This window comes from Blautia hominis, assembly GCA_002270465.1.
GTDB lineage: Bacteria > Bacillota > Clostridia > Lachnospirales > Lachnospiraceae > Blautia > Blautia hominis.
Genome location: NQOF01000006.1, coordinates 126,282 through 139,049, shown reverse-complemented (window position 1 = coordinate 139,049; position 12,768 = coordinate 126,282). Strand labels below are relative to the sequence as shown.

Sequence of the window (12,768 nt, the reverse complement as noted above, 5' to 3'; positions counted from 1 at the left end):
TAAAACCCTCTTTCATACCATTTTTCACGGTAGGATCACACCAAAGACAACATAATTTTCGTCTGCTTTCCTTTCATTCCGTGTTATGATCTTACCGTGATACTGTTCTGTCATACGCAGAATATTGTACAGCCCGAAACCGTGTCCCTCCTGACCGAATTTTGTTGTAACACCTTTACAAAACAGGGCCATAAATTCCGTGTTTGACATAGCCGGGGCCGGATTGGCAACAAGCAGTTCCAGATACCCGCCATTCTGTCTGCCTGTTATATAAATGGTGCTGCCTTCCGAAGACGCCTCTATTGCATTATCCAGTAAGATCCCAATGGCTTCGATCCATACGGTTTCCGGGACAGCCGTTTTCTTAAATAGACCCTGTAATTGCATTTCTACCCGTATATCCACCGCTTCGGCTTGCTTGATCTTGCCGAACAGCATACCGGCAATGATCTTACTGTCACAGGAAAGCAGCTCACGGTCATTGGGGCTTAATGCAATACCTTCTGACAGGGCCGCCACTTGCCTTCTTGCATCCTCCAGCGTGTCAGCAGAAGCCACAGCAGCCTCCATAGCCAGCATACGGTTATGAAACTCATGCTGTCTTGCTCTGACCTGTGAGATCAGTTCTTCCACAATCGGCACATACTGTTCAACCATATGGATCCTCTTTCGTTCCTGCACTCTGCGCTGATGAAAAAACAGCAACACACTGTCCAACAGCAAAAGTCCAAGGAGCAGCATGGAGATCAGCCACAAATGGGAAAGAAAACGCCCCACATCAAAGGAGAGTACAGAGAGCACACTCATCAGCAAAACAGCTATATTGGCAGATACGATCCCCACCGTAAAATCCCCCGCCCGGACAAACCGGCGCAGCCGTTCAAAAAACGGTGTGCAAAACAGCAGGAATACAAAACACAAGGACACCACACGGCTGCCTGTAAGCAGCAGAGTACCTGAAGCCCCGCAGACCGCAGCCAGAACTACACACAGGCATTTAACAAACAGGTAAACCGAAAAGACCGCCATTGTCCCGCAAAAAATATAACCTACGGATTTTCGTTCAAAATAAATACTGTTCAGCAGTAATAAGGCAAAAACCAGAAACAGCAAACCGGTCAGACTGTTGGCCGGCAGGATCTCAAAGCCCTCCCCTTGGAAAGAAGCAGTCATTGTCTTCCCGGCAGTGAAGTTTACCCTTGTCACAATACAGAACAAAAATAGAATGGGAAAAAGCAGGAAATCTCTCGCTTTCCCCTCCGCCCTTTGCCGGAAGACCGCCTCACAGCAAAGAGCCAGTATCCCAGCGTCTAAGCCTAACTGTACCAGATCAACAACAGCATCCATGCTCACCCCCACAATGCAGACTGATATTTATTTCCGATGGGGATTTCTTCTATAAACCCTTTCAGAAATATTTTACGCCCGGATTTATCAATTTTTTCAATATGAGATCTGTTCACAAAATAACTCTTGTGACACCGGACAAAAGAAGGATCGTCAAGCAGTTCCAATAATCCAGACAGGGTATAACCGGAAATGGAATCTTCTTTTATACCCAGCATACGATTATTGGTATGAACAGAGAGTTTCTTTCCAAAAGCTTCCACATAAGCGATATCAGACACGGTATATTCCAGGATGAACTGCTTCTGCTCAATGCGGATCGTTTCTGCCGGCCGGTCCATTTGTTTTGACAACCCCACCGCGTCACGAAATGCCGCGGTAAATTCCTCCTCTTCAAAGGGCTTTATAAGAAAACTATAGCATTTCACATCCCGGTAGGCAGTGAGTTCTTCCCCGGCCAGCGCTGTTTCAAAAATGATCGGTGTATATTTATATCCCTGCAGCTTGCGGAGCTGCTTTGCCAGGCTGGTCCCCTTATAATCCTCAAGCTGAATATCAAGAATAAAAACAGATATGTCATTACTTTTCGCATATTGTAAGGCTTTTCCTGCCTCAGAAAATGAAACCACTTCCAGATCCGCCGATATTCTGCTGATATATTGAACAATCTTTTTTACCGCGCCCGGATTATCCTCTACCAATAACACTTTACCCATGATCAATGTTCCCCGCTGCCCTTCTTTTTTATGGCGTCTAAATCCGACCTCTCATAACGGTTATGCCCACGCAATTGCTTCTTGTATTTCCAACACCTGACAGCATCCTCCAGAGATTTTCCCTGATTATCCGCAAAAAAATCCCTGATGTAGGTATTATACTCAAACTGCTTATCTATCTTTGTTTTCCCTTTTTTCTTCTCTTCAAGAATTTGATAATAAGCCTCTATTGCGTCTTTGTAAGTCTTTCCCCCATTGCTTTTCAGCCATTTTTGAAAAGCCACAGGAAAGGAAAAGCTGTTCCCGATATGCTCTTTGAAGAAAGCCCTGTGCTGTTCGGAGCAGACAAGATCCGTCTCAATCTTCATATCCTCGCTAATACTGATATGTGAAACAGATGCCGTCTTTCTCTTTACTGTTTTCCCGGACAGCACCTCACCTGTATCAAGAAAATGTGCGATCCTGTCTGTCAGCTCAATTTTCCCACCGGAGACAGGAAGGCCATTTTTTCTGCAAAAGTCTGTCAGTTCCTCTTTCAGATAATAGAACTCACGAAATGTTTTACTGTCTGAATTTTTGTCTAATACCGGCCTGTGGTTCATGCCTCCGTTCCCCATGCTTCTGCTTCCTTTAATACTAATGTCCGGATAAACGGATTATTTTGGGGGCAGACCAAAAACATGAAAGCACTGTTTCGGCATTTCTGATAATGTTCTTTCTTCAGCCAGAAGTCATACCCCATAGCACATTTTGGATTACAGGCATCCGGATCCGCCATACGCTTACAGATAGGCGCCTTCTCAACCGCTTGTATCATTTCATCCGGCAGTGTTTCCAGCACCTCTTCATACTGATTTACATGGACCCCGTAAATCCGCACAAGCATCCCTTTCCTCCGAAACACATAATTTGCAATGGTCCTCTTGTTATATATGTAAGAAACCATATAACCGCTTTTGGCCATTTTGATCTCTATCTTACAGCCAAGTCCTATTAATCTTTCATGCAATTCTCTTACAAAATCCTGATTCTCAACTGCCACAGAAGCAATAAACTCATTAAAATCTATCTTCTTATCCATGATACATCCCTCTCTATTTTTCTCTCACCGCAACCCAGACTTCCACATGCCCGTCTGCTCCATAATACTCAATATCCGGCGCTCCTGACCTCATCCTGCCTGTGATATACCCCTTGTTTAACGGTCTGTATTTAGACTTTGGAAGCCATTTGGTGATAGCCTGCGCCTCTGTTTTCCCTATGGTTTCCTGTGTACACGGAAACACGGCCCAGGTCATAGCCGGCACAGTATATTCTGTGAGTTCACCCCCGGCGTCACGATCACTTGCTATAGCTATAATATACTCAAATTTTCTGGAATCCGCAATATCTGTATTATATATATTGATCCCAAATACTCCGCCGGGCTTCTGATCCCCCAACTCCAAAAGAGCTTTTTCAAGGCCGGCCTCTTTTATTTTGGACCAATGCCGCGGTATCGCTTTTCTGCCCTCCCCTTTTTGGTTTGTTGTCTGTATCAAATACCCAACAACGCGAAAACTCTCCCTTTTTTCTATACGAAACGGTAAATCCATGTTATCATCCTCCCTGTATCGTAACAGTTCAGACAAGCTGAACCGTTACCCTGCATCATCTATTTTTTTCCTTATGCCCGTCAATAACCGGTATCCATATCTGGCTCAAATAATCCTTATCATAAGAGTTACCGATACTATACCATTCCAGCTCCGGACAATCCGCGTGTTCAAACGGATACCTCACCAGCCACTCTTCCTGCAGAAATTTCCATCCGCTCTGGATTGCCTGCGGAACCGCTCCCCTGCAGTCAAACACTGCCCACGCAGCTTCAGGGATCCTGATCTCACGGTACCCCTCCGGCAAAGGCCCATCCGCAGCCGCCATAACAGAATATTCTATCTCCCCGGCGAGGCTATCCTCATAACGGCACAGACCAAACAATCCCCCCGGATCACCTGTACCCAATGAAATCAGCCTGGAAAAGACACCGGAATTTTGACAATCACTCCAAAACTCCGGTATCTTTGAATACTTTTGTTCATCGGCACACCAAACACTCTTTCCGATCAAGCGGAATCCCGGCTTCTGCTCCAGTTTCCAGGCATACCGCTGCTTCTCAAAAATCTGCATTTTCGGCACAACCCGCAGTTTCACATTTCCATTTCGGGCCTCCTTTGGGGTCATCCCATGAAATTGCTGAAACGCCTTTGTAAAAGACGTAGGGGAATCATACCCATACTGATAACTGATATCAACCACTCTCTTATCCGTACTCTTTAGATCATACCCCGCCAAAGTAAGTTTTCTGAACCGGACATACTCCGAAAAACCGATACCATTCATATAAGAAAACACCTTTTGAAAAAAGTCAAAAGAGCATCCCGCCATCACGGAAATTTCCCTCTGATCGATAGGTTCCTGCTTCCGCTGCAGATGATTTTCCACATAATCAATGATCCTCTGCAGTCTTTCATTCCACTCCATATTTCTGCCCCTTTCTTTCTATCACAGACTCATTATACCTGATACGGCAGAACATTTCCTCTCATTTCGCGCACCGTTTGGATAGCACCCGTAAATACATTTTATCATCTCTCCCCACCCCATTCAGCAGGGGAATATTTCCAAACCTTTGTACACATGCAGGGTACCGTTCAAATCTGATAAAAAAAGAGGCAGTGTCAAGTCTGACACTGCCCAAAAAAGAGAGTGGTAAAATTATGGTTCATGCTGTTTTCTCTCACTGGCAAACAGCCATTATCAGAAATAAATCCGAAACAATCAACCTCAAGCCTGCAAATCTCCGCAGCCAGTGAAAACCAGGAAGGGGATGGGAAAGGGGCGGGGGAAGGCTATGCCTGTGAGCGATGTTCCGCGGAGCGCCGGGGAGATCCACCTGCCCCAGTTACTTAACGAAGAGGCCATTGCCGATGAGTTTAGTAAATGGGAGCAGGTTAGCTCCCCGGCAGCGGAGTGCCTTCGCTCACAGGCATAGCCTTCCCCCGCCCCTTTCCCATCCCCTTCCGTCCGCCCCCACATCCATCCGCCCCCACGTCTGTCCGCCCTCACATCCATCCGCCTTCACTAAATTTCCACCAAAACCCCACTCTCCCTCACCACATCCAATATCTCCCCCTCCAAGATCAACCTCTTCACCTCTTCCATATAAGGCTCCAACGCCTCATCCTCCTTCAAACAAGGCATAACCTCCCGAATCTTCCCATAAACCGCCTCAATAGCCGGTGAAGACTGTCCGGCAGGATAAAACTCCTTCGCCTGCGCCGCGCAGATCAACTCGATCGCCAGCACATACCTGGCAGTCTCCACCGCATCACATGCCTTCCTTGCCGCATTATAACCCATATTCACATAATCCTCCTGATTGGCACACGTAGGCACATTATCCACCACCGCAGGATGAGCCAAAAGCCGCATCTCCCCCGCAAGCCCTGCTGCCGTATACTGGATCATCATCAAACCGTCATTAAAATCAGCACTGGCATTCAAAAACGGCGGCAGTTCACTGATATGCCGGTTCACCAGACGGTCCGTGCGGCGCTCCGCCATTTTCACCATATCTGCAAGCGCAATACAAAGGAAATCCGATGCCATCCCCAGATAGGTACCATCCGCATTACATCCCATAAGCGCCTCCGCCCCATTCTCCCCCTCAAAAATAAGCGGATTATCCACAGAAGAATTCAGCTCAATCTCAATCGATTCCAAACCATCCTTCAACACCTTTTTCACCGCCCCGTGGAGCTGAGGCATACACCGCAGAGACAAAGCATCCTGTACCCGGTAATCCCTGTACTTCTCTGCGATCTGACTGCCGGACAAAATATTTCTGATATTCGCAGCCGTCTGTATCTGTCCCGGATGGGGTCTGGCCTGCATAAGCCTTTCATCCATGGCTTTCAGCGTACCTTTCAGCATTTCCAGGGAAAATGCCCCCGCCACATCTGCTGTTTTCGCAAGGATAATACTGTCATAATAGGCCATACAGGCCAGCGCTGTCACAGATGTCGTTCCCGATACAAGAGTCAGCCCTTCCTTTGAGCCAAGAACTGCCGGCTTTAACCCCGCACGCCTAAGTGCCTCCCCACCTGTCAGAAGATCTCCCTGGTACCAGGCTTTTCCTTCCCCGATCAGCACCATTCCGATATGGGCTTCCAAACCAATATAGCCCACAGAACCATGTTTCGGAACCCTGGGCGTGATGTTCCTGTTCAGCAGCTCTTTCAAAAGCTCCAGGGTTTCCAGACGAAATCCGGTGTGCCCGCTTCCAAAATGCAGGAGCATGACAAACATCATGGCTCTGACTCCCTCCTCCGAGAGAGGTTCCCCTACAGAGACCGTGTGGGCCAAGATATGATTCCTCTGGATTTTCACCCGCTCCTCCTCAGGAATGAATTTTCGGCAGTTATCCCCCAGGCCTGTCGTGATGCCGTAAATAGCTTTTCCCTCACGGCTGAAACGTTCCACATGAGCCCTGCAGGCATTCACCCTGTCTTTATATTCTTCTGAAAATTTCACCCTTGCCCCGTATCTGGCTACTGCTGCCACCTGCTCCAGTGAATTTCTTCCTCCTAATGTAACAAATTCCATACATACCTCCATTTGCCAAGAGGCGCACGCAGAGAAAAACCCCTGCGTGCGCTTCTCAATTCAGCTTTTTATTGTTTTCATATCCCCCGTCAAGGGACACACTCATAATTTTCAGTCTCCGGTATACATCTTCCTCCACCTCTGCCTCATCGGATGGGATTTGGCTCACAGGTCTGTTTCCGAATATTTCACCCGGAACAAACACCTGACCGCCGGGTTTCATGGGCGGACAGTTGCGCACATCCTCCGCCAGGCCGTCCACCTCATCGGCAAAGGCATCAAGAGTCGTAAACATCTCCGGTGAAAATGCCACAAACAGATATCCCAGGTCATATTCATCCTTGGCATCATATCCCATTTTTGCTCCCACAAAAGCACCTGTCATCACTTCCAGCGCATAACAGAGCGCATACCCCTTGGGGCCGCCAAAAGGCATGCCTGCCTCCGCTTTCTCCGGGTCTGTGGTAAAATTCCCCTCCCCGTCTATAAAACAGTGATCCGGAAGCGGCCGGTTCTCCACAATGGACTGCCGGACTTCGCCCCATACCTTCTGGGAAGTGGCAAAATCAAAAATATAAGGTTTTCCTCTTTTGCTGGGGAAGGAGAAACAGAGGGGATTGGTGCCGAACATGGCTTTTGCCCCTCCAAAGGGAGCCACGCAGGCCGGACCTCCGTTGTTGGTGATCATACCCACAAGCCCCTCCTTGGAAATCTTTCTGGCATAGGGCGTGATCCTGGAATAGCGCCCCACATTTTTCAGGGCTGTAATCCCCACACCGTGTTCTTTTGCCGCAGCAATTGCCAGATTGGTGGAGTACAGGGCCGCAATATGCCCCAGTTCTCCGTTACCGTCCACCTGGGCATAACAGCCTTTCTGCTTGATCAGCTTCATGTCTCCGCTCCTTCTGGAAAGACCTGCATCCACGGTCAAAAATTTTGACAGGCCATGGGTTCTGTGCCCCTCCAGTTCGGATTCCAGATAATCGGAGATCATAAATTCCGCATATTCCCCTGTAATGCCCCTCAGTGCCAAAGCTTTGCGCATCAGCTCTTTTATCTCTTCTATTTTTACTGTAACACCCATAAATCTTTATCCTCTCGTAACGATACAGCCCCTTCACAGTTACCAGCAAAAATCCATACAGGATCGCCTTTGTCGATGGGATTATTGCCCGGCTGCCGAATACGTTCTTACGGTCAGCGCAGTAAATGTGCAGGCCTGCCGGATCGCTACATCCTCTCTATAGTATTGCCAGAAGTTCATCCAGCATCTGGGTCTGCCGTTTATCATATACAGGCAGGCAATACCCATCCAGGCGCTCTCTTACCAATTCCTGGGCCTTTAAGATGACAGAGGGCATACCCAGCTGCTTCCAGTTATGGTATATCTCACTGTTGAACAGCCTGGGATGAAATAATTCTTTCTGATACAGCTCCAGGGTCTCATCCTCCAGCATATAGGTCCCACCCGGCCCTACCCTTCTGATCATGTCCATATGGATGGACTCCTCTGTTATATAATCACGGTTTTCCACTGAGAATCTAGCTTCCAGCATCTCCTCATCCAGCACATATTTTTCCAGGCTGAACACATTCAGACAGTCCATCTCCCCAAATGCATGGAAAATAAAATCCGTATCGCAGTCAAAAGTGGTCATCAGGGACACGGCTGTCTCGGCGCCGTCCTGCCAGTCAAGCTGCTTCGCGCCTGAGAGGGAGCCGCCCACCCTGGAGGGAATGCCGTAAAAGTCAGCCATTGCCTTTGCATACTGCATGAAGACCGCAACCTCCGGTCCCCAGGAGATGGGAACTGCCTTTCTCATATCCGCGCTGTAGGTCACATTGCCGTAGACCACCGGAACGCCGGGATTTACCACCTGAGTCATGAGAATGCCTGCCAGTACCTCCGCGTTGTTCTGCACCACCGTACCGCCCACTGTGATGGGACTGGTCATCCCCGGCGCGGAGCAGCAGGTGATCACAACCGGCTGGTTCCTTTTTACATAAGCCAGGGTGGCTGCCACGTCCTCCCTGCTGTACCTGAGGGGGGAACTCACATTTTCCACGCCTATCGTAAAATATTCCCCCATCTCTTTGTAAAAGTCCTTAATGAACTCAATGGATTCCGCTGCGCTCTTTCCTGTTTCACAGGATGCGATCAGCGGCTTTTGGGAATATTTCAGGCTCAGGACGGTCTTTAGCAGTTCCACCTTGCCATCCGGAAGCCCGGAGGCATAGATACCCGGCACGCAGCACAGGTTCACCAGACGGCTTGTCTCGTCCATCTTGGTGGCATCAATGTAATCTTTTACCGTGGGGGTGCATATCTCCCCGTCTCTCAATATGGTCATGGCACCTGAGGCAGTGGAGACAGCCTTGCCTCCATCCCCTATTTTCAGGCTGGCAAAGGGCGTCTCTATGGTAAAGCTGGGCTTCAGGCCTTTCAATATTTCCTCTGTGAGAGAGCGTTCAAAATAAACCCTCTGTCCCTCCACACGAATCCCTCTCTTTTTGAATACCTCCAGAATTTCACGGTGTTCAAAATTCACGCCCACACGCTCCAGAATTTCCAGAGACTTCTCATGAATCATCTGCACTTCTGAATCTTTTATCTTCTTCACGAGCATAGCAGGTTTTTCCTCTCTTCCTGTGCCGGCTCTGCCATGGTCCCGGCCTTCAATTGATATCACATGTTCTTACTGCAAAGATGCCTTCAGGATCTCCAGCGTACCTTTTGTTCCGTCAAGCCTCACAAAGTCGCCTGTTTTCACACGGACGCACGGGTCATCCTCTTTTGAAAAATCCACCACTGTGGGAATCTGCATAACAGCGCTGGCAACCCCTGCACTGCTGTCTATTTTGGAAAATGCCCATCCCCTGGGCGCAGAGCCGGCGGCTCTTGCTGCCCCGAAATAGCAGGACCATCCGTTGGAGCCTTTACTGCCCGGCATGATCAGAATGGTATCCTTTATACTTTTCCCTTTATTGATGTTCTCATAATCCTTTATCACACCTGTTTCCGGGTCGATGCCGCCCCATCCTGTGATACTGTCCGCGCACACCAATGCTTCGCCTTCCACAATGCCCGGTATCACACCTCTGCCCTGCAGCACTATTTTTTCCACCGGTATTCCTCCTTCCAAACGCCGGATACTGCTGCGTCTATGCAGCGGTATTTATCCGTATAATAGACACGTTCGGCGCAGCCCTCTGAGCGCACGCTTCCGGACTGTTTCAGACTGTCATAGACCTGCCCTTTGTAACGCTTTAAGAAACAGTCTCCTATTGTAACCGGACAGGTACTTGTCTGTATGGTTCCTCCTGCATCTTCGATCATCTTCGTATATCCGTTTAAATCCGCCATGGCCTTGATGGGATATACGGTCCATATCATAAATCTTACACCATTGTGTATCTTTTTGCCACAAATATAATCCGCTGCCTCTTTAATCTGATGGATATCATAATGAGGGCAGCCCAGGCTGACCAGATCCACAGAGCCTCCTTCTGTCTCACACAGGGGCTCATAAGCGGAACAGATATCCTGCTGCGTCAGCGTAAATTCCTCCTGCACCTCGTGTCCCATAAAAGCCTCCTCAAGTGTATTGGCTTCCGGGGTAATCCCCACGATATGGCACATCCTGCAGTTGGTAGTAATAGCAAGGGCAGTAAAAAAACTTTTCAGCTTTACAAAATCCACACCCTCAAAATTGCCGGTAAGGACCGGTGTGCAGCCGGTCAGCGGCAGCCGTTTTCCCATGGCTTTTCCCAGCAGCTCCCATTCCACAGGGGAGTCAAGGTCCGCCTCCACATGGATCAAATGGGTCCCGTAGCGGTTTTCCTTCACATGGTATCCCCAGTAAGGTGTCCTGCCGCAGATGGCTGACCAGAAAGCCGCTTCGATCCCATCTGCATTGCAGCACGCGCCCCATATGGAATTGCCCATGATGGTAACGCCTGACTCTGTGGTCACAAAATGCTCCCCGCGCACAGGCAGCCACCCCATCAGATAAGGGGAGCAGGAACCGGCTATGGTAACTCCTGCTTTTCTGGCCTCCTCTAGATAGTAACTGTTCTTATCAAAATCCTCTTTGGGCTGGTTGAAGATCTCATGATCAAACTGGTCGCTGGCAGCCACGCAGGACTGCACATAGCAGTCCTTGTCCACGCTGTCAAAGACGATCCGCTCATCACGGGCCAGGTTCATCCTGGAAAATACCTCATGGAAATCTTTACTTTTACAGACGCCAAGATAGGTATGGCTCCCGCAGAACACAGTGGCCTTTGTCACTTTACAGAGTTTTTCCGCCCCCAGGACCCGGGCATACTGCACGATATTTTCCAGAGCAGTCTGGCGAAGCTTTCCCTGTTTTCCGTCCAGGATCTCCTGCTCTTCTTCTGTCAAATGAATCACTTGCTCTCCTCCGTTTCCTCCAGGATCTCAATGATCCCCTGGTCTGCATCCACAACGATCCGGTCCCCATCCTTCACAGTCTCATAAAATGCGGGGTCCACCCTGTCCACCATAGGCACCTCCATTATGATGGCACTGGACACCAGCACTGTTTCCGGATGCTCAATGATCATGGCTGCCGGTGAATTTTCCCTCTGGTTTAACTGGTAGAGGCCATCTGCCTGCACCACGGAACTGCCCTTTCCGCCGGGAAAGATCAGTGCCTTATGAGCAACGGATCTTCCCTCCAGATCATGGGCCTTCTCTATGACAGTGCCTGTGGCAGGGTCTATCAGATAGAACATGATATGGTCCTTTGATACAATGGCCTGCGCCTCCGCACGGCCCTCAGAAATCTTATGGCATGTAAATATTTTTCCCATATTATCTTACCTCCCCGGTGAGTGCTGCTTCGATACATGTGTCAAGGTCCCGGATAACAAAATGAATGCCTCTCCTCTGGGGATAGTAAGCACATTTCGGTGATTCCGTGATTCCGACTTTGCCTGTCAAATGCCTCCAGCAGGGCTGGTCCGGGCAGCTGTCAGGCACGATAAAACCGCCTGCGTCTGTGATGATCTGGTCAAATCCCATGCGGACTGCCATCTCTTTTACATGGCTGGATGTGAGGATCCACATCTCTTTTTCAAGCTTCTTTCCTTCTAGTTTTTCCGCTATGTATTTTACTTCCTCCAGTGTGAAATGAGGGCATCCAAACATGGCAAAGTCAATTGTCCTGCTGCCTTCCAGAGAGATTTCTTTTAAAATTGCTTCTTTGTCCTCATTGGTGATCACCACCGTTCTCTTTGGCGCCTTACCTCCAAAAGCGGTCTCCAGATCAGGGGCTTCCGGGGTAACTCCCACAATATGGTACATGCCGTAAGCGCCTGATGTATTAAGCTGGGCACCCAGATTTCTCAGCGCCTCCTTCGTGATGGTTTCCTTCGGAAAGCCGGTAAATACAGGAATGCCCTCCCCGATCTTCTTGCCAAGCATACCGATGATATGATAGTCAAAGTCATTCTTCACATCTGCCTGTATCTCCACCAGGATATCACCTTTTCTGTTCTCGTCCAGCAAAAGACCGTACTCCGGCACACAGCCTGTGATGGCTGCACAGAGGGCACTATTAGCCCCCTCCCGGTTGGTCCTGGCTCCCCACACCGCGTTGGCGTAAGGTGTGGCGCTGGATTCCGAGAAGGCGATCACCTCCCGGTAATTCGGTACATTTGTGTCAATATAGGGGGTACAGTTATAGGAGAGCTGTGCTCCCAGTGCTTTATAGGCATTGTGTGTTCTCTGCATCAGATCCGCATATTCCAATGCCACCATGTCCCTGTTTTTGAAGAATTCCAGGCAGAAACCGGGATTGACTGTGGGAGTTATCCGGCATTTCGCGCCGCCTGCAAGCATCTTCTCCGCAAACCACAGGTCTGCCTCCTGATTTGACAGGGCAACATGTGCCCTGGTGATGGGAACCATCCTTTCAGCGCCAAAAGACTCGCCGATCGCCGCCTGTATTTTCATGGCATAGGCTGCTCCCTTTCCATATTTTCCATCCAGCATATCCTGCTGGTGCTGTGTTAAATGCATGTATGATCCTCC

14 protein-coding genes are annotated in these 12,768 nt (G+C 49.1%); 1 reads left to right on the top strand and 13 read right to left on the bottom strand.

Going from position 1 to position 12,768, the window contains the following annotated elements; translation table 11 throughout:
• Positions 1-24: 24 nt before the first annotated feature.
• The 6 genes from CI595_RS18950 to CI595_RS18925 are packed head-to-tail and all read right to left on the bottom strand — an operon-like array spanning position 25 to position 4,586.
• Complete coding sequence (locus CI595_RS18950; protein ID WP_095175189.1) at positions 25-1,347, bottom strand: sensor histidine kinase; 1,323 nt, start codon at positions 1,345-1,347, stop codon at positions 25-27.
• 2 nt (positions 1,348-1,349) lie between these two features.
• On the bottom strand, positions 1,350-2,063 hold the full coding sequence (locus tag CI595_RS18945; protein ID WP_095175188.1) for a LytR/AlgR family response regulator transcription factor: 714 nt from the start codon (positions 2,061-2,063) through the stop codon (positions 1,350-1,352).
• Between the two features lie 2 nt (positions 2,064-2,065).
• Positions 2,066-2,665, bottom strand: coding sequence for a DUF6434 domain-containing protein (locus CI595_RS18940; protein WP_095175378.1), 600 nt, complete (start codon positions 2,663-2,665; stop codon positions 2,066-2,068).
• Positions 2,662-3,144 carry a hypothetical protein gene (locus CI595_RS18935; protein ID WP_095175187.1) on the bottom strand — a complete coding sequence of 161 codons (483 nt, stop codon included), beginning with the start codon at positions 3,142-3,144 and terminating at the stop codon, positions 2,662-2,664. The genes CI595_RS18940 and CI595_RS18935 overlap by 4 nt, the downstream gene beginning before the upstream one ends.
• A 13-nt stretch (positions 3,145-3,157) precedes the next feature.
• Positions 3,158-3,658, bottom strand: a complete 501-nt coding sequence (locus CI595_RS18930; RefSeq protein ID WP_095175186.1) for a GyrI-like domain-containing protein — start codon at positions 3,656-3,658, stop codon at positions 3,158-3,160.
• Between the two features lie 55 nt (positions 3,659-3,713).
• Entirely contained in the window at positions 3,714-4,586 is an 873-nt protein-coding gene (locus CI595_RS18925) for an AraC family transcriptional regulator (protein ID WP_095175185.1), read from the bottom strand.
• A 376-nt stretch (positions 4,587-4,962) separates the two neighbouring features.
• Between CI595_RS18925 and CI595_RS26725 the strand changes: the two genes are divergently transcribed.
• Positions 4,963-5,097, top strand: coding sequence for a hypothetical protein (locus CI595_RS26725; RefSeq protein WP_279233392.1), 135 nt, complete (start codon positions 4,963-4,965; stop codon positions 5,095-5,097).
• Between the two features lie 89 nt (positions 5,098-5,186).
• Here the strand turns inward: CI595_RS26725 and CI595_RS18920 are convergent, their stop codons facing one another.
• The 7 genes from CI595_RS18920 to CI595_RS18890 form a co-directional block, all read right to left on the bottom strand.
• A complete protein-coding gene (locus CI595_RS18920; protein WP_095175184.1) occupies positions 5,187-6,710 on the bottom strand; it encodes an HAL/PAL/TAL family ammonia-lyase in 1,524 nt (507 codons plus the stop codon).
• Positions 6,711-6,765: 55 nt separating this feature from the next.
• Positions 6,766-7,794, bottom strand: coding sequence for an Ldh family oxidoreductase (locus CI595_RS18915; RefSeq protein WP_095175183.1), 1,029 nt, complete (start codon positions 7,792-7,794; stop codon positions 6,766-6,768).
• A gap of 157 nt (positions 7,795-7,951) precedes the next feature.
• Positions 7,952-9,400 carry a trimethylamine methyltransferase family protein gene (locus CI595_RS18910; protein WP_243135212.1) on the bottom strand — a complete coding sequence of 483 codons (1,449 nt, stop codon included), beginning with the start codon at positions 9,398-9,400 and terminating at the stop codon, positions 7,952-7,954.
• Positions 9,401-9,406: 6 nt separating this feature from the next.
• Positions 9,407-9,835, bottom strand: coding sequence for an aconitase X swivel domain-containing protein (locus CI595_RS18905; protein ID WP_095175182.1), 429 nt, complete (start codon positions 9,833-9,835; stop codon positions 9,407-9,409).
• Positions 9,823-11,124: an aconitase X gene (locus CI595_RS18900; protein ID WP_095175181.1), complete on the bottom strand. Its 1,302-nt coding sequence runs from the start codon at positions 11,122-11,124 to the stop codon at positions 9,823-9,825. The genes CI595_RS18905 and CI595_RS18900 overlap by 13 nt, the downstream gene beginning before the upstream one ends.
• Positions 11,121-11,546 (bottom strand): aconitase X swivel domain-containing protein, encoded by a 426-nt coding sequence (locus CI595_RS18895; RefSeq protein WP_095175180.1) that lies wholly within the window; start codon positions 11,544-11,546, stop codon positions 11,121-11,123. Before CI595_RS18895 ends, CI595_RS18900 begins: the two co-directional genes overlap by 4 nt.
• Before the next feature lies 1 nt (position 11,547).
• On the bottom strand, positions 11,548-12,756 hold the full coding sequence (locus CI595_RS18890; RefSeq protein WP_095175179.1) for an aconitase X catalytic domain-containing protein: 1,209 nt from the start codon (positions 12,754-12,756) through the stop codon (positions 11,548-11,550).
• Positions 12,757-12,768 lie beyond the last annotated feature (12 nt).

Coding starts and splice junctions, on each gene's coding strand:
- CI595_RS18935 (WP_095175187.1), bottom strand. CDS start 3,144: ATGGATAAGAAGATAGATTTTAATGAGTTTATTGCTTCTGTGGCAGTT.
- CI595_RS18940 (WP_095175378.1), bottom strand. CDS start 2,665: ATGAACCACAGGCCGGTATTAGACAAAAATTCAGACAGTAAAACATTT.
- CI595_RS18950 (WP_095175189.1), bottom strand. CDS start 1,347: ATGGATGCTGTTGTTGATCTGGTACAGTTAGGCTTAGACGCTGGGATA.
- CI595_RS18890 (WP_095175179.1), bottom strand. CDS start 12,756: ATGCATTTAACACAGCACCAGCAGGATATGCTGGATGGAAAATATGGA.
- CI595_RS18895 (WP_095175180.1), bottom strand. CDS start 11,546: ATGGGAAAAATATTTACATGCCATAAGATTTCTGAGGGCCGTGCGGAG.
- CI595_RS18925 (WP_095175185.1), bottom strand. CDS start 4,586: ATGGAGTGGAATGAAAGACTGCAGAGGATCATTGATTATGTGGAAAAT.
- CI595_RS18915 (WP_095175183.1), bottom strand. CDS start 7,794: ATGGGTGTTACAGTAAAAATAGAAGAGATAAAAGAGCTGATGCGCAAA.
- CI595_RS18945 (WP_095175188.1), bottom strand. CDS start 2,063: ATGGGTAAAGTGTTATTGGTAGAGGATAATCCGGGCGCGGTAAAAAAG.
- CI595_RS18920 (WP_095175184.1), bottom strand. CDS start 6,710: ATGGAATTTGTTACATTAGGAGGAAGAAATTCACTGGAGCAGGTGGCA.
- CI595_RS18930 (WP_095175186.1), bottom strand. CDS start 3,658: ATGGATTTACCGTTTCGTATAGAAAAAAGGGAGAGTTTTCGCGTTGTT.